The organism is Ferrimicrobium acidiphilum DSM 19497, from assembly GCF_000949255.1.
GTDB lineage: Bacteria > Actinomycetota > Acidimicrobiia > Acidimicrobiales > Acidimicrobiaceae > Ferrimicrobium > Ferrimicrobium acidiphilum.
In genome coordinates this window covers 57,112-76,245 of sequence record NZ_JXUW01000010.1, presented here as the reverse complement: position 1 = coordinate 76,245, position 19,134 = coordinate 57,112, and the positions used below count along the sequence as shown (strand labels likewise).

The window sequence follows — 19,134 nt, the reverse complement described above, 5'->3', positions numbered from 1 at the left end:
ACTGAATCCCAGATCGCAAATCCCGTTCCTCAAGTCGGGGCAAATAGTTAAGGTGCGGGATATTTGGCCATAGTTGTCAGTAGCGGGCAGTGTTTCCAGTCGACTAGGAGTGTGGGCCAGAATTGGCCAGGGCTGCATAAGTATACATAATCCAAATGTACAATTAAAATACGCCCAGTTCGAGTGCATAACAATGCGACTGATGGCATTCATGCGCAGGATTTTCGGATTCTGACTCACGCTCCTAGTAGCTGAGCATAACTCCGGGTATTCTTGCTGGTAGATTCGGTTATTTAGGAGAAGTGAGCTGGCTTAGTAAGTTGTGGTCGGTGAGGCCAAGAAGTACGTCCTTGATACGCCAAGGTGGGCTGTGCACAACAGATGTCACCGGTGTCCCATATCTATGATGCGTTTAAGCACTTCGTCTTTCAGGAGTTCTCCAAACTTGCGATCAGCATTGCCTACTCCGGGACTGGAACGCAACGCTAGCAGATCTGGAAACAGGATCGCGCTTAGAGCTGACGAGCGCGCTCACTTCGTTCCGTAGACTGTTGGACAGAGTAGTTGAGTACGCTTATTCCTTTAGTCCTGATGAACTAGCGAACACCACAAATGCATGTAATGCTTGTAGTGGACCGCCTCGTGAGTCATCGAACGTTTCTTGCAGCCTTGGTTGCGCGCCTTTAGTCTGATGCGGGGAATCAGGAGGACTAATTATTGTCGCCTCGAGCACGAACTTTAGATTTCGCTTTCTTGTAGTCCCCCTGGCGAGACGGCCCCTTGAAACACCAAGGAGGTGGTGAGATGAAGGAGATAGCAGATAAAGTGGGTGGCCTTGACGTCCACCGTGACACCGTCGTTGCGTGCACGCGAGTTCGAGAGCCAGATGGCATGGTCACCCTTTCCAAGGAGACGTTCAACACGACACGCAAAGGATTAGAGGACTTGGCCCGGTTCCTCATCGATGCTGGCGTGTCAACCGTGGTGATGGAGGCAACCGGCGTATATTGGAAGCCGGTGTACTACACACTGGAGGGACTCTTCCCCCAACTCTGGCTCTGTAACGCACAACATGTGAAGAACGTACCTGGCAGAAAGACGGATCTCTCAGATGCCGAGTGGCTCGCAGATGTCGCAGCCCATGGCATGGTACGACCAAGCTTTGTGCCTCCACCTGAGATCCGTGAACTTCGTGAGTTGACCCGATATCGCAAGACCCAGGTTGATGCCAGGGCGAGGGAGATCCAACGCCTCGAGAAGGTTCTCCAAGATGCTGGCATCAAGCTCACCTCGGTCGCCTCTGCGGTATGGAGCGCCTCATCGAGGGAGATCATCGAGGCACTCATCGCGGGAGAACGAGATCCCGCAGTTCTGGCCCAGATGGCAAAGTCCAGGATGCGAGCCAAGATCCCTCAACTCGAGGAGGCACTCTATGGACACTTCGGAGCCCACCATGCCTTCGTCGCCAAACAGACCATCGACCATATCGACTATCTGGATGCCGCGATCGAGGCACTCACCCAAGAGATCTGCGAGCGTCTCGTCCCTTTTGAGTCTGCCGTCGCTCTGGTATCCTCCATTCCGGGAATCTCTGCCACCACAGCACAAGTCATCATCGCTGAGACTGGAGGTGATATGTCTAGGTTCCCAACTGCTGAACATCTATGTGCCTGGGCTGGACTAGCACCTGCTAGTTATGAGTCAGCCGGCAAGCGTCGCTCCGCGGGTACAAGACATGGATCCCCTGCGTTGAAACGCACGATGATAGAGGCTGCCCGGGCGGCGGCACGCACAAAGGGAACCTACGCATCTGCCCAGTATGCACGTATCGCCAGGCGACGAGGCCCCAACAAGGCAGCGGTCGCGGTCGCCAACTCCATGCTCAACGTCGTCTGGCATCTCCTCACTAATGGCGAACTCTATCAAGATCTAGGGGCTGATTACTTCGAGAGCCACAACGATCCAACTGTTCAGGTAAAGCGACTGACCAAGCGGATTGAAGCTCTAGGGTTTGACGTCACCGTAACCGAGAGGGTCGCCTAGGACCCAGCATCCTACAACGTAAAGACCACCTTCGCATCGTCGGATGCCTAGGTCTTGTCGTCCCTATCTTTCCTGGTAGGAGGCATTACACTTTAGTCCTGATGAGCTAGCGCACACCACAGATGCATGTAATGCTTGTGCTATCCTTTGTACATCTGAAGAAACAGGTGCCAATTACTTCGAGAGCCACAACGATCCAACTGTTCAGGTAAAGCGACTGAGCAAGCGGATTGAAGCTCTCGGGTTTGAGGTCACCGTAACCGAGAGGGTTGCCTAGGCCAGAGCATCTCACAACGCAAAGACCAGCTCGCATCGTCGGATGCTTAGGTTTTGTCGTCCTTATTTTTCCTGGTAGGAGGCATTACACTTTAGAGACGGGACGACTTGGGGAGATTAGAATGAAGTATTGTTACCGCGGCAAGTTGATATGCCTGTAGCACCCACTTGGTTTGATCGCGACCTGCCAGTACTTGAAGCAGTCATCGAGCTCTTCGAGGAAAGGGGACTTGCTGGTTTTACCGGTGCACAGGTCGCTGAAAGGTGCGGTAAGGAGCCAAATGATGTCTTTGTTGCGCTATCCGCTTTGAAAGATGAATATGTTTTCCTGGAAACGACACTCCCGGGACTGACCGCCGATTCGCAGTGGATAACCGGCGTTACCGCCCTTGCCCGTCAGGCCGTCGGTCAATGGCCATCTCTCGACACTTACGCGGACCGATTCATGGCTGCTCTGCAACAAGCCGCTTACCACGAATCTGATCCAGCGAAGCAGTCAAAGATCCGCTCGGCTGCCGATTCTGTCGCCGGAATCGGTCGCGACATTCTCGTGACTGTTCTATCGAATGTTCTATCCGGTGCGATTGGCCGCTTGTGAACCGTTATCCGGATGCCCGACTCTATCTGTGGCAGTAGAACAGCCGTGTGGAGATACTCGCGGATACGATTCGCAGTTGGTTGTCCGGTACTTTTGGATCGGCTATTCGGCTCCTGCGTGTTGGGCTTCGATCACGATGTGAATTCGACTGATGACCAGGCTGAAGATTACCACCTACTTGATGCGCTAATCTCCGTTCACGACTGGTAGGGCGTTCGCCGCTGAGTCCAACAGCACCGAGGACACGCAACTCTGCTTGGCAATGCGGCTCGTGCCGTAGCGGTTTGTTCGAGCTGAATCGGCAAAACGTAGTCGTTACTCCAATGCCGCGTCCTGTTGTGCCAGTGCATCCAGTCAAAGATTGCGGTTCTTGCCTCCTTTCGTTTAGTAAAGCTGGTTCGGTAGATGGGCTCAGTCTTGAGCGACGCTCACAAAGATTCGGCAATCGCGATGTTACACGATTAACCGGCTACGTGGCCTCCAATTAACCGGACTAGACCAGGTCAGAGCTTCGCCATGGCCGGTCCGCGGATAGCCGTTCGAGGCTTGGTGGATGACTGCGCGTCAGGGGTGGGAATGGCATCGTTCGCCGGTCACGATATCGTCGTAGTACACTGGATCGTGTTCCACGGCCAGCTCGAGAAGTCGATAGAAGAAGAGGTCCCTGCTCCGGGATCTTCGGCCGTTGAACCGCAAGAGTAACTTGTCCAGGTGCGCATCGTCGACCGACCCCTGGTACATCATGAGTAGTCATCATTTTGCCTACGAGGCGATCCGATGTGCCCCTGGCAGTAGCCCTGTGGGTCACCGACCGCCAGGTGGGCGGTGCTGCTCACGGTAATAGTTGTGATTCTCGATCTCTGCGCAACCTTGCCAGACTGTCGTCCCCGGTTCGATGTGCACGAGCACGAAGGGGTAAGGGACTCAGCCGATGCGTTTGGGATGATCTACATCCCACGCCGACCTATTCTCTTCGGCTCGTGCACCACGAAAGTCACAGTACCAGTTAACCGGTTATGGGGCCTCGTGTTCGTTCGTGTTGTCAGAGGAATTTATGTCTGTGGTAGGTCCAGGTCTATCCTTAAGGCGAATACGGCCAAAGGGGGCGGTCCGCGATGGATTTCACAAAGTCTTGGATCAGTCGATGACCAAGTACATCCCGATCTATTGGAGTTGATGGGTGAAGGACTCCGCCTCGGTGGCTGCGGCGCGTCAGATGGGTTCGTATCGTCTGACAGGAACCTGGACCGGTGTCGATGCAGTGAATGTGTTCCTGGGCCACCTCGACGCCCGTGCGTACTCACCGGCAACGGTCAAGGCTTACGCATTTGATCTGGTGAACTTCGCCCGGTTCTTGATCGAACGCGACATCGAGATCACTCACGTGGTACCTACGACGCTATTCGATTGGATCGACGCACAATCGGTGTATCGATCGACTTCTGAGAAGGTGGTGTCCATTGCAACGGCCAACGGGTCAGCGCCAGCATCCGTAAATCGTCGTGTTGCAGCCGTGCGAGCGTTCTTTGAGCATCAGGTACTTTCGGGAACGCTCCCTGACAACCCTGTTCCCTCGCCTCGCAGGGGTCAAGGGCTCCGGCCGAAGCCGTATGGTCTCCTTGGCCATCTTGGACCGGGGCGTGCTCCTGAAGGTGGACGCTTAGTCCGCCGATCCAAACGCCTCCCTGAGTCTCTCGACCCAGCCGATGTGTCAGCATTTCTCGGCGACCTCGACACGCATCGTGATAGAGCGATTGTGTTTGCGATGCTCTTTGGTGGCCTCAGGGCTGGCGAGGTGCGCTCTTTGCGCCTGGCCGATGTTGACCAGGGCCGTCGATGGGTGAAGGTGCTCGGCAAGGGAGGCAAGGAGCGCACAGTGCCAATCGATAGCACCTTCTTTGCTGAACTCGCCCAGTATCTACGCATTGAGCGTCCAGCTGGGTTGTCGACACCTGAGTGCTTCGTGGTCCTACATGGACCAACACTGGGGCAGGCGATGACGGAGGATGGCCTACGGAGCATCTTTCGCTATCGCCGAACTCGTTGTGGAGCGAACCGGGTACGCCCCCACCGTCTTCGCCACACGTTCGGCACCGAGATGAAAGTGAGCAATGTTAGGTCTGATGCATCATTCAGCATGGTTCGCGATGAGCTCCCACCTGGGAAAACAGTTGTGAGCAGTTCTATAGGAGTTTGTCTATCGTACACTGAAGTGCTGGTGGGGATTGATATGCAACACCTGTAGTCAGTTAGATGCAATAATGATGCATCTAATGAGTTGGGTCAGAGTGCATAATATTGCATCTGATGCAACAACAGGGAGGAGCACGAATGATACGACCGTCTGGTTAGGCTGCGCTGGTATTGGTGGGTGCTGGAACGCCACTGCGCGTAGAGTCGATGTTGTTTAATGCAATGTTGGAGGGATGGCGACGCCAGCATATAGCGCGTCGACTATCTCCTTCTATGATCCGAGGTCGTCTACGGGTGGTGAGACGATTCGGTGAGTTCTGTGGAACCTGGCCCTGGGAGTGGCAGTCTGAACAGTTAGATGCCTGGATTGCCCAGGGCAACTGGTCGCATTCGACAATCAGGTCTTACCAAGGATCCATAGCGCTGTTTATGGGGTTTCTCTGTGATCCTCACTACGGATGGGCAGCGGAATGTCTCATCCACCTCGACCCGATCCACCCCAGACGGACAAGCATGCAACTTAAGCGGTGCAGCATTGCCCATGCAGTCTGGTAGGAGCCAAAAACCAGGCTTTGTGCTAGGGACCCCGTCCTTTGCCGTTGCAACTGTGAACTACTCCGTCAGTGGGATCCGCGTCCTGTCAAAGATCACCGACATCCGGTGGCTGCATCGGCCACACTTGATCCGTTCGTCGTTCAGTCGCCAACATTACCGCAGGTGCCACAGACAAACTCCTGTGGCCACCGAAGCCGCTCCAGGCACGCCGCGTCGGTACCGAACCAGGAGCGAAACTCACCCTCTGAACGCGGGTAGTGACGGCCGACCCCGGGCTGGGCTACCCATGATCTCTGTCCGTTCAAATGGACACCCCGAGCACTTGTTGTAACTTAACTTACTATGGTTGAAACACCATTAATCCCCTGGTAAATTATATCCTATGATTTCCGCAGCGTCAATCGACCTAATTTCGAAGGTGCTAGAGTTGATAGGCCGCAAGCGGAAAGACGAGGGTGAGTTAGTCATCTTGCTGAAAGTGACTTCAAATGGACGCTACACCTACCTAACAGGAAACTTCAGATATAGGCGAGGGAACAGAGCAATAGTAATTTCTAAGTCTGGCTTGGAAATGTACGTGCAGGCTTATGGCTCGTGTTGCGATCCACAGCCGATTGCTGTATCGCCTCTGTCCTCGTTTTCTTACCCACCTGCGATCACTCTTAGTCCAACATCACCATTCCAATTATGGGAGACGCAATTCCAGACTACGGAACTCTTAGAGCAACGGAGAAGGGCAGACGAAAACTTTACTCGTCAAGTATTCCCAAAGGAAGGTGATGCGATTATCCAGCGCTATCGTGCTGATCGAAAGGCCTCGAAAGAACGGTACGAATTGCACCGTCAATCGAACGAGAGTGCTTTCGGTAGGTTTGTGAATCAGCTAAGAAAGCCTCCCAAAGAATATGTGAAGGTGCGGTTAATTGCGCATCTTTCTGATGGTCGCACCGTAGTCAGTAACTGTCTTCAGATCACAAACGAGAGAGGTCGAGGGTAAGACGATTCCTGGTCTGCCCGAACCGCTCCCAGGTGCAGCCACTCGGTGCCAACTCAGAGACTTTGCGTTGGTTGAAGAGATGTTGGCTCGCCATGGTTACCTCGTTATTGTTGGCCGCTATAGACGTCCGCATCTATCCGCTGTTAGGCTCATGCTGCTACCGTCTACTCGAGCCTGATACCCTATCGGAATGTTCGGCGACGCTCCTTTGCAAGTCTGCTGATGAAGAAGCTGTTGTGAAGGCTATGATTGTCCATCCACGTGCGAGTGGTCATTGAGATCGACAAGGATGCTGCGAAGATCCACGGTGCGATGATAGGCTTACCCAATCCAGGGAGTAACACGATGTGTCTACAGAATGCTCTTCCCGGAGGATAGCTTATGTGGCGATCTGGTCAACCTTGAATGGAGGTTAACCGGTCTTTGGAATTAAGAAGCCAATCGGGTGGAGTGCGGACCTCAAAGCGGTGGTTTGGGTGCCTCGGAATTGGGGTTGAGCGAAGCGTAGTCCATCGGGTAGTCATCTCTCGATCTTCTATCCTCGTCAACGCGCAGGGAACCGAGGTGGTGTGTGGAGTTGTCGATCTACGTAGCGTCGCTTTCGCTGCGTCACTATAGACAGTCGAAGCGGCGGAGCCGGCTGCACCGTGGTCAAAAGTGCCCAGTTGGGTTTGGTAGCGGCCTGAAGTAACTTGCTTGGAGGGGTACTCACATGACTGCGCATTCTCGCTGAGATGTGCCACCCCCTATGTTTGGATCCATGTGCTACCTTAGGCTCGGGCGTATACCACAGCAAACGAGGAGGCTATCAAATGACATAGACCGAGAGACCAGCTCACGATAGCTAGCCGGAGCGAGTCCGGTCCAAGGTGGAGTTCCTCGCCAAACAGAACATACAACTCCGCTTAGCCATGCGGCTCGCATCGTAGCGGATTATTCGAACTGAATTGGCTGTCCAATAGGCAGGTGATACTCGCATTCCACGTCCTGTTGTACGTGTGGATCCCGTCATGGATTACGGTTCTTGTCTTCGCTATAGCGTCGGGTGCGCACTCGGATCCAACACCCCAGCCAGCCGATCCACCGCACCCCTTAGAGCCTCGTGTCCAAGGTGTGCATACACCTCATCGGTGATCCGGGTTGAGCTATGGCCGAGCACTCGGGATACCTCGGGTAGTGGGGTTCCAGCCGCCAGCATCAAGGAGGCAGCAGCATGGCGCAATTCATGGACATGGCGTTTACCAAGACCAGCTCGTGCGGCGAATGCTTGAAAGGCGTGTGAGGTGTTATCTGGGTCAAGGGGACGACCAAAGTGTGAGGTAAACAGATACTCGCTCGCTGGTCTAAAGCCCAACTCGGTCAGCTTCTCGTGTTCTTGGCGTTGGGTTACTTGATGCTCTTGGAGGGCGCTAACGAGAAAGGCAGGAAGGGGGACAGTACGGGTCGAGCGAGCGGTCTTGGTTGGTCCCTCGATCACCTTGGCACCGGACTTCACTCGCGCACGCGAGATGGTGAGCGTCTTTGCTGCCAAGTCAAGATCGCTCCATCGAAGAGCAAGTGCCTCACCTCGGCGTAGACCCAAAGATAGAAGTACGAGCCAGAGGACGCCAAGTCGGTCGTCCTTGGCGGCACTGAGGAGTCGTCTCGCCTCCTCAACACTGAGAGCCTCTGGCTCTCTTCGCTCCAGTTTGATCGGCCTCGCATGATCACAGGGGTTTGCCGGGATCAGCCGCCATCCAACGGCTGCCTTGCAGGCTTGGGAGAGTACGACTCGGATGAGGCGACGTGAACGAGGTGACAGCCCCGACTCTGCGAGTTGATCCACGAAGCGATCGACCATCGCCGGGGTGAGCCGTTCGATCCGGAGAGATCCCAACCTCTTGGTGATATGCCTTGTGGCCCACTCGTACTGAACCAAGGTGGAGCCAGCGATATCGCCTTCATGGGTTGTAAGCCATCGGGTGAGCAACATGTCAATAGTCGTTGCTGCACTCTCAGTGACGCCGGCATCTCGGATACCGCGAAACTTCGCCAGTGCGGCTTCTGCCTCTGCCTTGGTGCGACATCGCTTCGATCGGGTGATGACTTTACCGTCGGGTCCCCTCCACTTCAAGAGGGCACGCCACTGGTCGCCATAGCGATAGATGCTGCCTTGGCCAAGCGTCCTTCGACCTCGCATTCTTTCACCCTAGCCGGTTGCCTATCCGGTTGCCTATGGGGTCATGGACGTGGCCTGGGGTAACTTACCCCAAAATGCATAATCCCAGCTCAGATGGGTGTTGTGGGACTCTGGTGGGATCGTAGAGGCCGTATCCTAAGCAACTAGTATTCCTTCCAGACATACCTGGCACGTTAACTCTCGAGATCATTACCGTGATAAGCGATACGCGTAGCCAAAACAAGTGGCAATATCGATTCTCGACGATGATCACCTGAACAGTTGCGTCCGGATTAGGAACTGCCGGTACTTGTTAGACTCACGACATGGCTAAATTAGCTACGCATCACGGGCCGACTTGTCAAGAATTGCAGAATGGATGAGAATGAAGAACGTGATCATTCTTGCTGGACTACCTGGAGCAGGCAAATCTAGCCTAGCCACTAGACTTGCGGATCGATCAAGTTACTTGATCCTATCAAGAGATACTATCAAGAGGGCGCTTTTCGGAAAATGGGACGTTGGTCAAGTCCAAAATGATTACGCGTTCTCCACTCTCCTGGAGGTATTGCCTATTGCACTCACTCTTGCCCCTGGAATAGTCGTCGACGGATTGCCGTTTTCACGATTGGGACAGGCGGAATTGGTCGAGGAGGTAGTGAAGGAATGTGGTGCACTATCGAAGGTCATTTTTCTCGATTGTGACGTGAGAACTGCCGCTGCGCGACTCTCGCATGCTGATCCAAGGGGGCCAGACAATCGCACACCAGCCCTTGTTTCGCGAGTTGCGAAGGAATTCCGGGAGATACCCGAGCATTGGATTCGAGTCGATAGCAACAAGTCGCCACTTGAGATTGAGGGATTTGTGTTGGGCATCTTACAACAAGTAACGGAGGAGCAATGGACTTATTTCTGATGCGCCATGGGCAGACTGAGTGGAACCAACTGGGAAGGTTTAACTCAAGTACTGATCTTCCACTCAATGCCGAAGGAAGGGAGGATGTTCGGAAAGTGGCAACTCACATGACGAAGCTTGTTATTGAACGCGTCGTAAGTAGTCCGTCAATTAGGTCTATAGATAGCGCGAAGATGGTTTGTGAGTCGCTCAATTCGGGCTTGGAGATTGAGGTCTGGGAGGAACTTCGGGAAGTTGACTTTGGCGATTTTGAAGGCTACTCGAAGGACGAGTTGCAGACCGATGCCGTGGCATGGGCTGCCTTGAAGGATTGGTTTAGCCCTTACAGGACAGGACCAACACCGCCCAACTCGGAAACTTGGGAAGAGGCTACGGCTAGAGCAAAAACGGTTATTGGAATGCTTTCGGACGGGGGGGGTGCGACACTCGTGGTTAGCCACGGATATTTTCTGCGTCTCATAATTGTCCAAGCCCTAGAGCTGACACCACCGCAAGCTATGCGTAGGTTTCACTTTGATAATTCGAACGTATCAGCTCTTTCTAATGCGGATGGATACTGGAGATTGCTCTTTCATAATACTCGGTACTTTCCCAACAATAGTGGGATTGTATGAACCATATAGATGTAATAAAGGCGAGAGTTTTCAGGCATCGACGTGAAGCTAGAGGTTTTGTATGGGGTGCATTGGGAGTAGGGTTGTTTGTAAACCTCATCTCTGGGGGGTCTACGATCTTAAGTCGATTTGTTCTCCCATTGATAATTTTTGGCATTATCGTTGTATTCCTGGAATTGGCAATTTTGTATTCACGACCGTCGCGGACGATTATCTTCCAGGACTCTCAGGTCAACCTACTTCGTAAAATTCCGCCCTTTGCTACCTTGATAAGAGATTCAACGGAGATTCTAATACTCGGTGGGACTCTAAAGACATTCACAGATGACTCGGCTGCACTAGATGCCCTAAGCACGTTTTACCGTGCTTTTCCGAACACCCTTCGCATCCTAATAATGCATCCTGGCGGGGACGGTCTAAAGTCTACCGCTAGCGCAAGGGCCGCGAGGGGAAACAGCGACACACTGCAATCCTTGGGGGCCGAGGTAATACACAGCCTAAACAGGCTTCAGGACTCAGCGGGTAAGACCATCTTGAAAAATATACGTGTTTACAAGGAACATCCAACCTACTCGATGTACAAACTTGGATCCGCATGGATTCTGACGGTCTATACGCTAGGTCGCGGGGCATCTTCGCCTGCGGTGTACTTCCACTCTGTCGATGACCGTGAAGAGTTCGCAGCAGCGCTTGAGCGAGGTTTCACGGAACTATGGGAAGCATCGACGACCCAAGACGTTACTGAGTTTCTGAGTGAGCGTGGTACTCTGAATTTTTGAGTAAGCGTGGTACTTCGATCAATTTACCCTGCGAGTTGATTTACAAGGTTTTCAACTATGGAAGGTGTGATTCTTCTATCCGGAGAGATCCCAACCTCTTGGTGATATGCCTTGTGGCCCACTCGTACTGAACCAAGGTGGAGCCAGCGATATCGCCTTCATGGGTTGTAAGCCATCGGGTGAGCAACATGTCAATAGTCGTTGCTGCATTCTCGGTGACGCCGGCATCACGTATTCCACGAAACTTCGCCAGTGCGGCTTCGGCCTCTGCCTTGGTGCGACATCGTTGGGAGCGGGTGATGACTTTACCGTCGGGTCCCCTCCACTTCAAGAGGGCACGCCACTGGTCGCCATAGCGATAGATGCTGCCTTGGCCAAGCGTCCGTCTACCTCGCATTCTTTCACCCTAGCCGGTTGCCTAGCCGGTTGCCTATGGGGTCATGGACGTGGCCTGGGGTAACTTACCCCAAAATGCAGAATCCCAGTTCAGATGCACTTTGTTAGACTCAATGAGACCCTATAAACCCCACTTTGCGGAACTGGGGGTCAAGAGGTCGGGAGTTCAAATCTCCCCAGCCCGACCATATAGTTTGCAGGTTATGACGGGTCCACGATGGGTGGTGATGACAAGCAAGTTTTGTTCGACTGCCTATGCTTTTCAGACCGCGTTAACCAGGGCTCCATCTAGACCCCTGAGCACTGTACAAGTGGACGGTCCTATACGACGGAGTCGATCTAGGTGGCACTTTGCCCCCTTAGGAAGTCCCTAGTCGTGTTGCCTCCAGCCAACGCAATATCTGGTTGACCACTGCATCGCCCTCGTTCCCTGTCACTAATTTATAATCGAGTCACAGACAAACCTGCAGTGTTAAGATCACGAATGATGGGTGGCATGATCGGACACGAGAGCGACCTTAGTATTAGCGAGAACTATCGGCGCTTTGCTCACCTCGAGACTGCTGGTCGTTCTCCGGCTTACCAGGAGCTTGCCGAGTTTGTCGCCGAGAACATGACGATCCTTCAATTCCTCGGGCGGCTAGCACCAGCAAAGCGCCAACCGAACCTTCTCTTTGCCGCAGCACGCTACATTCTCGAAGAGCCAGCCGATCCGGACACTCTCACCAAGCTCATCGATGAACGCGGTGATGATTTGGCGGCGATAATGTCTGAGCGACGGACACAGACCAACGAGGCTGCCCGCTGTGCTATATTGTTGCCTGCCTTAGCTCTTATCCCTGGCCCGCTCGCGCTCATCGAGGTCGGTGCTGCTGCCGGGCTCACTCTCCTTGTCGACTTCTATAACTACGACTATCGCGGCCATGTATTGAACGGTCTTGACGCGGATGCTCCCGTACTGACCTGTCAACCAATGGGAGCAGTCCCTGTCCCTGGACATGTGCCAGAAATTGGCTGGCGCGCCGGGCTCGATCTGAACCCGCTTGATCCAAGTAATCCGACCGATGTCGAGTGGTTGTCGTGCCTGATCTGGCCGGGGGAGGAAGGACGCGCAGAGAGGCTCAGCGCAGCCACAGCTACCGCCCGGCGCCATCCGGTGGAGATCTATCGTGGTGACCTTCTCGATGACTTAGCAGAGCTGGCTGCCAAGGTGCCCACCGGACTCACCTTGGTTATCTACCACACCGCCGTGCTCGCCTACGTTGACGAGGCAAAGCGGTGTGCATTTGCGGCCCTAACCCGTTCTTTAGGAGCGATATGGATAGCCAACGAGGCCCCGGGTGTCGTTGGCGATGCTGCACCTCCCAGTCCATCCCGAGGTTTCATGCTTGTGAGGGATGGCACAGAGCTTCTTGCACAAAGTGACCCTCACGGCAACTGGATTGAATGGCTTGCTTGAGCAGCCTGGTACAGGGCTTGCTGGGTGTGACATCCTCCCCGCCCTTACGGACCGGGCTTGCGCTCCCGTTTGGTCAAACCCACCAGCTACTTGTTCCTCTTGCAATGATCTAGCATGCATGCTCACTCCTTCTTATCGCTTGGGATCGACGCCAGTTATTGATCAGCGGCTGACGCGACAGCAATGGGGCCATGCGTCGTGCTCTCGTGAGGTTACGTTGTCGGCGTAGGCTGCTGACCAACTGCCCCTGATATCCGATGAGTCGACGGAACGATAGTTGTGCCGATCAGCGGATGTGTCCGGCCCCCAATGACAGCCAACCACCAACTATGTTTGCATGTCTGTCCTTCGCGGTGGCAGCTTCATTGAAAACAGCCGGCGTACCTATCCTTATCGCTGGCATGGACTCCGCGATCAAGGTTGGACCAGGAATTGGTGTATCTAATATTGGCAACCAGTTCGAGTTAGGCAGGCGTTTTAATATAGGCTACGCGACCTGAATCAGGCTGTTAGTCTTCGCAAAGCGACTAGCCGAATCCTTCTGCATAACCGCTTCAGGCATTTGTCTGTTGCTGCCGATGGGTAAGAGGTAACTGGTTTTGGATTTTAAACACGGAGGTTTCCCGTATGGTAATAACATCAATCCTTGGCCAGCTGAGCGCAAAAGCTTTGGTAGCGATCACGGCCGGAGCGGTAGCGACTGGAGGGGTAGCGGCAGCTGCAACTGGTTCACTCCCGACTAGCATGCAAACGCCGATTTCGCAGGCTGTTGGCGCCATAGGCCTCCAGATCCCGAGCGGCTCAAGTTCCCAAGCTGTTACTGGGGCGTCCGCTACAGCATCTGCCCAGGCTAGTACTGCCAGCGGTGTTGGCAAGAAGGTGTCCGCAGCGGCATCGAGTCAAGCCGGTACGACTAAAGACATCGGTCAGAAGGTAGCTGCTGCAGCCAAGACGGGAGCCGGGGCTTTGTCTGTGGTCTCCTCAACTCCAGCGGGTGCGGTGATCGCCAATACACCGGCAGCTAAGGTGCTCGCTGGCGGTGTCGGTAAGCATTCGCCTGCCGGATCTGGCACCGCAAATACGTCTCAGAATGTAAATGGTGCAGGTAAGGGAACTCAGACCAGTTCAGGGAGTTCCTCGTCAGTATCGCCATCAAAAGCCGGTGGCTCGAATTCAGGACATGGTGCTAGTGCAGGTAAGGGAACTCAGACCAGTTCAGGGAGTTCCTCGTCAGTATCGCCATCAAAAGCCGGTGGCTCGAATTCAGGACATGGTGCTATTACAGGTAAGGGAACTCAGACCAGTTCAGGGGGTTCCTTGCCGTCGAACGGGTAGTGTGCGACCCACCTGGAGAAGTTGGACACCCTCTTGGTCTCGGTTCACTTAGTGGATGTAACGGTCTCTGCACCTCCCACGGTTATGGGCACTCAGCCAACGAGGGGATCGAGGTGCTGGGTATCTCTCAGTTGTTTGCTGAATTTGCACTCTTTATACGCTGGCATCTGACCGTCAGTCGGAACTACGGGTTATTGTCTCTTAACCGATTAGTCGTGAGGCAGTTAAAAATTTGGGCAGAGTGCATCGATTAGCAGCTTAAGAGGCATTAACCGGGTTCGAAGCGCAGCGGAGAACTTCCAAATGTATTCATTAGCCAGTTAAAGCTATAATAACGCGCTCGCTTAAGAGCTTGAACGGCTTATACAAGACGGAGTTGAATCGGGCCATTGGAATCTGCGACGATGAGATTGCTGGCTAATGCGAGACCTACGAGGGTGGACTGGTTCAAGGACAGAGGGCATCACTCCTCGATGGGAATGATGTCGCCAGTCGAATACGAAGCTCCCTACCATGTTGGGAGCAGGTCTGACAATCACTTAAATGACAGAAAACCTGGGTCTTTGTGAAACCTGGTTGGGCTTACGAGGTCAACCAAGCATCGAGGATACAGCGAGCAAGTATTACTTCCGGTTAGAAGCAGACTACTGCTCAGAGAGGTATGGTGTCAGTGATTGGTTGTTCTGCAAACGCAGTGAACCGGACTATAAGGGACACGCAAAGTCTCCAAGTAACGCTGCTAAGCAGTTCAGGGTGCCCACTAGGCTGGCCGCGCAGCTGCCACGACGTGGCCAACCACGACGTTGTTTTGCTCGGGGATGGGCAGTCCTTCTCTGCGCATCTCATCAAGATGATCGGCAATCGCTTCACCCAGGAGCTGGTCGGTCTCAGCTCGAGTGGGGCCGACTACATCGATGCCGGGAAGGGCGGGTACGTAGGCATTCCAGCCGCCGCTATCGGTGCGCTTGTAGACAACGCCCCATGTGTCTTCTCGTTGTTCGTTCTCGATGGATCGTAGCAGCGCCTGGCGTTGGCGCCAACGAGGTAGCGCAAAGGGCAGATATCCGACAATAAGGAGTAATACCAGTGTCACGATTGCCCATACACTGGAGGCCGCAATGGGGTAGGTGGTGGCGGCGAGGGTAAACCCTGGCCCAACCGAGCGTAGCTGTGCTGCTTCGGAGCGAGCTATGATCTGAACTGAGCTCTGAGCACTAGAAGTGCTGAGAGTCTCCGTTAGCGTCACCACTCTCCCGATACGGAAAACTACCTCTCCTAGGGTAGGGTTGGCTGTCGCAGTAGTAGATTTAGCAGACGAACTGTAGGTGGCGCCGGATGACCCAGCTATCCCCGGGACTTGAAATGTTGATCGCCGCGTCAAAGAGCTAGCAGCGTAGGATTTTGCACCCAACTGCTGGGTGTTCAATAGTTGATAGACCGAACGAGCTGTCGTGGTGGTCGGGGATAGAAATGCGATGATTTCGGTGGCAGCCGCTGCATTCGACGACGGTCGCCAGATCCTTGAGTAAATACCTGTCTCAGCAGGAAACTGCCTCGCGGCTGCCTCAAGAGGTTTGATGCCAGACTTTGCCACCGGCTGCACCAAGGAGCTAGTCGGCTTGATGTCGAACGCCTTCACGCCTGGGCGTATCGTCACCAACTGAGCCAATCGGGAAGGCACGACATGGGTTTGAGGGATCAACGCCAGGTAACCGATGACGGATCCGATGAGCACTACTCCAACACCAGTCAATGAGAAGATTAGCTTCCTGCGAGGTGGCTTTGGAGTGTGAGTGTCAGCGGTGGGTTGTTCTACCGTCTCTTGCATAGATTGTTCTTCCTCTTTCGGTTGACGGACATTACTCGCTGTGATTATGTAACATGGGTTAAGGCGTTGATCATATAAAGCTCACCTTAAACCGATCTGAGTGACGACGTGAGCGCTGATGCCTGGTCTGCGCGACAGCGCAGTTTGGTAGCCCGCGAGTAGGGTGACAAGCTGCTATGTCACCGCGTGTTCACTGGAACTTCGTGCGCAAACCAGCAGATGTCATGGCTTGCATAACCTACGACTGGAGCGTCGTGGGCACAGACTTGGTGGAGTCGTCAATGAACTCAGTAATCTCAATACACAGATACGTTTGTCACCTACATCAAGGCGGTCCGTTGGGGAATGCTGAGATCAGCGACCGTAATTCTTCCGTTGCTGCACTAGTCTGGGCGGGCTCCGTTGTCAGGATTTGCGAAAATACCGAGTCCATCTTCTGGGCAGCGCACTCACCTGGTTCACCTTGGCGTCGCTGAAGCTTGCCAGTCTTCACGGCTAGCTCCATTCCGCGAACCGACATTTGCTTGCTGACTTACTCACGTGCGTATGTGGTCTGGTTTCATAGTGAACGCCTATGGGACTTTCACTCCGGTGACTCGACTCCTTATTGACGAGGTTGACCGACGTTGGAGACCATCCGCAATGATCCGACCGGGCAGTCGGCTATCGCTTGTTTTGCTATGAAAGCTGACGGACGACCCAGGCGGTCTAGACGTCATGGTGCCGTGACTCGAGCTACAATGAGTGCGCACATCTATTTATAGCTCAGTGACTGGTAGCCTCGCTGAACCGGAACCATCGCCTGAACAGCAATTAATGTTCTCGATACCTCAATCCAAATGCTGACGGTCGTTCAGCAAATGTATCAATATCTATCCGAATCGCCTAGTCGATGCCCCTTGTGAGGATGACATCGTCAGACTGCCCTCTCGAGGTCGGCGATATCCTCAGGCGAGAGCACAAGATCTGCAACGTTCATATTCTCTTCTAGGTGAGCGAGGCTTGAGGTGCCGGGGATAAGGAGTATGATCTCACTCTGGTTCAGAAGCCACGCCAGCCCTACCTGAGCTGGTGTCGCACCCATCCGCGCGGCGACGGTCTGCACTGTTGTGTTCGCGGTGACCTTGGGCATTCCTGGAAACGCCGATCCCAGAGGGAAGTATGGAACATAGGCGATGTTATGTTGTCTGCAAAGCTCCAGGGTGGCAATGTCGCTTTGGTCCACGAGGCTAAAAGCGTTCTGGACACAGACGACGCCGGCTTGCGTAATGGCCACCTCAACCTGAGCTACGTTCGCGGTCGAGATACCGATGTTGGCGACTTTCCCTTCGTTACGCAGTGAGACCATCTCTGATAACTGATCCTCAAGCGATACACGTTGATCGGGTGCGGAATCATGTTCGGCGTGCAAGCGTAGGTTTACCACTCCAAGTTGGTCGACATGAAGGGTGCGCAGGTTGTCTTCTACTGCGGATCGAAGTTGTTCCGGACGCGAGGCAGGCAACCAGGCACCCTTGTCATCACGAGTGGCTCCAACCTTTGATACCAGGAGCAAATCGTCGGGATAGGGATGCAGCGCCTCTCGAATAAGTTCGTTGGCGACCTCTGGACCGTAGAACTGCGCGGTGTCGATGTGATTGGCACCTAACTCCACTGCGCGTCGAAGTACAGCGATCGCTTCTTCATGATTTCGAGGCGGTCCAAACACTCCCGGGCCAGGGAGTTGCATCGCGCCAAAGCCGATCCGATTCACATCAACAGGACCAAGGGGGAAGGTGTTCATTGTACCAATTCTAGTATGAGCCCACTCTTGTGCCTATTCCAGCTGATGTGCGTTGGCTGTGTTGCCAACAGCCGGTCACAATGCTGGCATAGTCAGATGCACTGATCTAGCGGACTAAACGGTGTAGTTGTGGTCGCCAACGGTAGGTTCGCCTGCGCAATCAGCCAACACATTTAGTCCGATACATGGTGTCATCGATTGCCTATATTGTCGTCGCAGAGTAATAATTGTCGTCACAGAGTAATAGCTCCACCCTCTATTAGGTTGAGACTGAGTGCGGTCTGTCCGAAGTATCTGCCACTACCTGTGATCTATGTAGCCAGCTTTGTTGGGGTGCTAACCCACTCATATACAATGTCTTGGGATGTCCAATCACGCTAGGGTGGGGTATTGCAATCAGTAGATGCATGGTGCGGCCGAAATCACTGACGCCTGTTCAACTTGATGACAATGACGGGGCAGTTGACCAGGCGTTCGACCTGCGTGACCGTGGACCCCATTAATCCTGGCAGCAGGCGTCTTTTGTGACGGAGGCCAACCATGACGGAATCGATATGATAATCAGTCGAGGTTGTGGCTATCGCTTTACCTATACTTCCTCGTTCCACGTCGCATAGTACACCCTGGGCAGGGATGTTAAGTGCCGAAAACCACTTCATTGCTGATGTTATGATCGAGGTTGCCTCGTCCTTAGTCTCCATGAAGTATTTGACTCCCTTTGCAAGATCCCACTCACGACAATGCAATATCGTTACCTGGAGTTCAAGTCGGTTCGCGAGGTCAGCTGCCGCCCAGAAGAGCGCAGCGGAGTCATCCTGCGTGGATCCAACAGGAACAAGTAGATGGAGAGCGGGTATAGGAGTGAGGGATGGTCTTGTTTCGTCTCCCAATTGCTGGCTAACGTGATGAAGGTAACCTTCGACTTCGTTTGATAGCGTCTCTTCGACCCAGTGCTTCATCGCCGTGATATCCTGTGTGTGTTCCAGATGTAAATCGCATTACAGTAGTCAAGTCGAGTAGTTGCACGCTGGTTGACTTGTGACATGCAATTAAGTAAAGTCGCTAGTTGCACCCCTGATTGTTTGTGCATATTTAATGTCATGAGTATGACAGTATCTGCAGGTTGATTTGAACTGCTGTGGTATTTATGTAACGTTGACGGCGAGTTTTGAAGCTGTGACGTTCTGTTGACACTGCGTCGGTG

The 19,134-nt window shown here is 53.7% G+C and carries 13 protein-coding genes and 1 pseudogene; 8 read left to right on the top strand and 6 right to left on the bottom strand.

The genetic code is table 11. The annotated features are described in order from the left end of the window. The first annotated feature begins 804 nt into the window (after positions 1-804). Together FEAC_RS06675 and FEAC_RS06670 are read left to right on the top strand one after the other, a co-directional pair. Complete coding sequence (locus tag FEAC_RS06675; RefSeq protein WP_052565890.1) at positions 805-2,043, top strand: IS110 family RNA-guided transposase; 1,239 nt, start codon at positions 805-807, stop codon at positions 2,041-2,043. 406 nt (positions 2,044-2,449) lie between these two features. Beyond that, positions 2,450-2,917 carry a hypothetical protein gene (locus tag FEAC_RS06670; RefSeq protein WP_152623116.1) on the top strand — a complete coding sequence of 156 codons (468 nt, stop codon included), beginning with the start codon at positions 2,450-2,452 and terminating at the stop codon, positions 2,915-2,917. Positions 2,918-3,114: 197 nt separating this feature from the next. Here the strand turns inward: FEAC_RS06670 and FEAC_RS16355 are convergent. Next, positions 3,115-3,330, bottom strand: a pseudogene (locus FEAC_RS16355) (hypothetical protein); the annotation flags it as partial. 767 nt (positions 3,331-4,097) lie between these two features. Between FEAC_RS16355 and FEAC_RS06665 the strand changes: the two are divergent. Further along, positions 4,098-5,162, top strand: a complete 1,065-nt coding sequence (locus FEAC_RS06665) for a tyrosine-type recombinase/integrase (protein WP_052565888.1) — start codon at positions 4,098-4,100, stop codon at positions 5,160-5,162. Between the two features lie 2,533 nt (positions 5,163-7,695). Here FEAC_RS06665 and FEAC_RS06645 read toward each other — a convergent pair. Continuing rightward, the gene (locus FEAC_RS06645; RefSeq protein WP_052565886.1) at positions 7,696-8,841 is read right to left on the bottom strand and encodes a tyrosine-type recombinase/integrase; all 1,146 of its coding nucleotides are present in this window, start codon (positions 8,839-8,841) and stop codon (positions 7,696-7,698) included. 358 nt (positions 8,842-9,199) lie between these two features. Between FEAC_RS06645 and FEAC_RS06640 the strand changes: the two genes are divergently transcribed. From FEAC_RS06640 to FEAC_RS06630, 3 genes are read left to right on the top strand one after another with little or no spacing between them, the layout of a single operon-like run. Then, the gene (locus tag FEAC_RS06640) at positions 9,200-9,736 is read left to right on the top strand and encodes a P-loop nucleotide/nucleoside kinase family protein (protein WP_081901138.1); all 537 of its coding nucleotides are present in this window, start codon (positions 9,200-9,202) and stop codon (positions 9,734-9,736) included. Beyond that, the gene (locus tag FEAC_RS06635; RefSeq protein ID WP_035390106.1) at positions 9,721-10,350 is read left to right on the top strand and encodes a histidine phosphatase family protein; all 630 of its coding nucleotides are present in this window, start codon (positions 9,721-9,723) and stop codon (positions 10,348-10,350) included. The genes FEAC_RS06640 and FEAC_RS06635 overlap by 16 nt, the downstream gene beginning before the upstream one ends. Next, positions 10,347-11,129, top strand: coding sequence for a hypothetical protein (locus FEAC_RS06630; protein WP_035390104.1), 783 nt, complete (start codon positions 10,347-10,349; stop codon positions 11,127-11,129). Before FEAC_RS06635 ends, FEAC_RS06630 begins: the two co-directional genes overlap by 4 nt. Before the next feature lie 55 nt (positions 11,130-11,184). Here FEAC_RS06630 and FEAC_RS06625 read toward each other — a convergent pair whose 3' ends face one another. Beyond that, positions 11,185-11,526 carry a hypothetical protein gene (locus tag FEAC_RS06625; RefSeq protein ID WP_035390103.1) on the bottom strand — a complete coding sequence of 114 codons (342 nt, stop codon included), beginning with the start codon at positions 11,524-11,526 and terminating at the stop codon, positions 11,185-11,187. A 486-nt stretch (positions 11,527-12,012) separates the two neighbouring features. On the opposite strand from FEAC_RS06625, the gene FEAC_RS06620 reads away from it, so the two are divergent. Together FEAC_RS06620 and FEAC_RS06610 are read left to right on the top strand one after the other, a co-directional pair. Beyond that, positions 12,013-12,984 carry a DUF2332 domain-containing protein gene (locus FEAC_RS06620; RefSeq protein WP_160290344.1) on the top strand — a complete coding sequence of 324 codons (972 nt, stop codon included), beginning with the start codon at positions 12,013-12,015 and terminating at the stop codon, positions 12,982-12,984. Positions 12,985-13,611: 627 nt separating this feature from the next. Beyond that, entirely contained in the window at positions 13,612-14,319 is a 708-nt protein-coding gene (locus FEAC_RS06610) for a hypothetical protein (RefSeq protein ID WP_035390101.1), read from the top strand. Between the two features lie 760 nt (positions 14,320-15,079). On the opposite strand, the gene FEAC_RS15805 is transcribed toward FEAC_RS06610, so the two are convergent. The 3 genes from FEAC_RS15805 to FEAC_RS06595 form a co-directional block, all read right to left on the bottom strand. Next, complete coding sequence (locus FEAC_RS15805; protein WP_201773864.1) at positions 15,080-16,147, bottom strand: type II toxin-antitoxin system HicB family antitoxin; 1,068 nt, start codon at positions 16,145-16,147, stop codon at positions 15,080-15,082. 916 nt (positions 16,148-17,063) lie between these two features. Continuing rightward, positions 17,064-17,930 carry an oxidoreductase gene (locus tag FEAC_RS06600; protein ID WP_035390100.1) on the bottom strand — a complete coding sequence of 289 codons (867 nt, stop codon included), beginning with the start codon at positions 17,928-17,930 and terminating at the stop codon, positions 17,064-17,066. 422 nt (positions 17,931-18,352) lie between these two features. Beyond that, complete coding sequence (locus FEAC_RS06595; RefSeq protein WP_035390098.1) at positions 18,353-18,889, bottom strand: universal stress protein; 537 nt, start codon at positions 18,887-18,889, stop codon at positions 18,353-18,355. Positions 18,890-19,134 lie beyond the last annotated feature (245 nt).

Coding starts and splice junctions, on each gene's coding strand:
- FEAC_RS06635 (WP_035390106.1), top strand. CDS start 9,721: ATGGACTTATTTCTGATGCGCCATGGGCAGACTGAGTGGAACCAACTG.
- FEAC_RS06595 (WP_035390098.1), bottom strand. CDS start 18,889: ATGAAGCACTGGGTCGAAGAGACGCTATCAAACGAAGTCGAAGGTTAC.
- FEAC_RS06640 (WP_081901138.1), top strand. CDS start 9,200: ATGAGAATGAAGAACGTGATCATTCTTGCTGGACTACCTGGAGCAGGC.
- FEAC_RS06675 (WP_052565890.1), top strand. CDS start 805: ATGAAGGAGATAGCAGATAAAGTGGGTGGCCTTGACGTCCACCGTGAC.
- FEAC_RS06625 (WP_035390103.1), bottom strand. CDS start 11,526: ATGCGAGGTAGACGGACGCTTGGCCAAGGCAGCATCTATCGCTATGGC.
- FEAC_RS06610 (WP_035390101.1), top strand. CDS start 13,612: ATGGTAATAACATCAATCCTTGGCCAGCTGAGCGCAAAAGCTTTGGTA.
- FEAC_RS06600 (WP_035390100.1), bottom strand. CDS start 17,930: ATGAACACCTTCCCCCTTGGTCCTGTTGATGTGAATCGGATCGGCTTT.
- FEAC_RS06630 (WP_035390104.1), top strand. CDS start 10,347: ATGAACCATATAGATGTAATAAAGGCGAGAGTTTTCAGGCATCGACGT.
- FEAC_RS06620 (WP_160290344.1), top strand. CDS start 12,013: ATGGGTGGCATGATCGGACACGAGAGCGACCTTAGTATTAGCGAGAAC.
- FEAC_RS06645 (WP_052565886.1), bottom strand. CDS start 8,841: ATGCGAGGTCGAAGGACGCTTGGCCAAGGCAGCATCTATCGCTATGGC.
- FEAC_RS15805 (WP_201773864.1), bottom strand. CDS start 16,147: ATGCAAGAGACGGTAGAACAACCCACCGCTGACACTCACACTCCAAAG.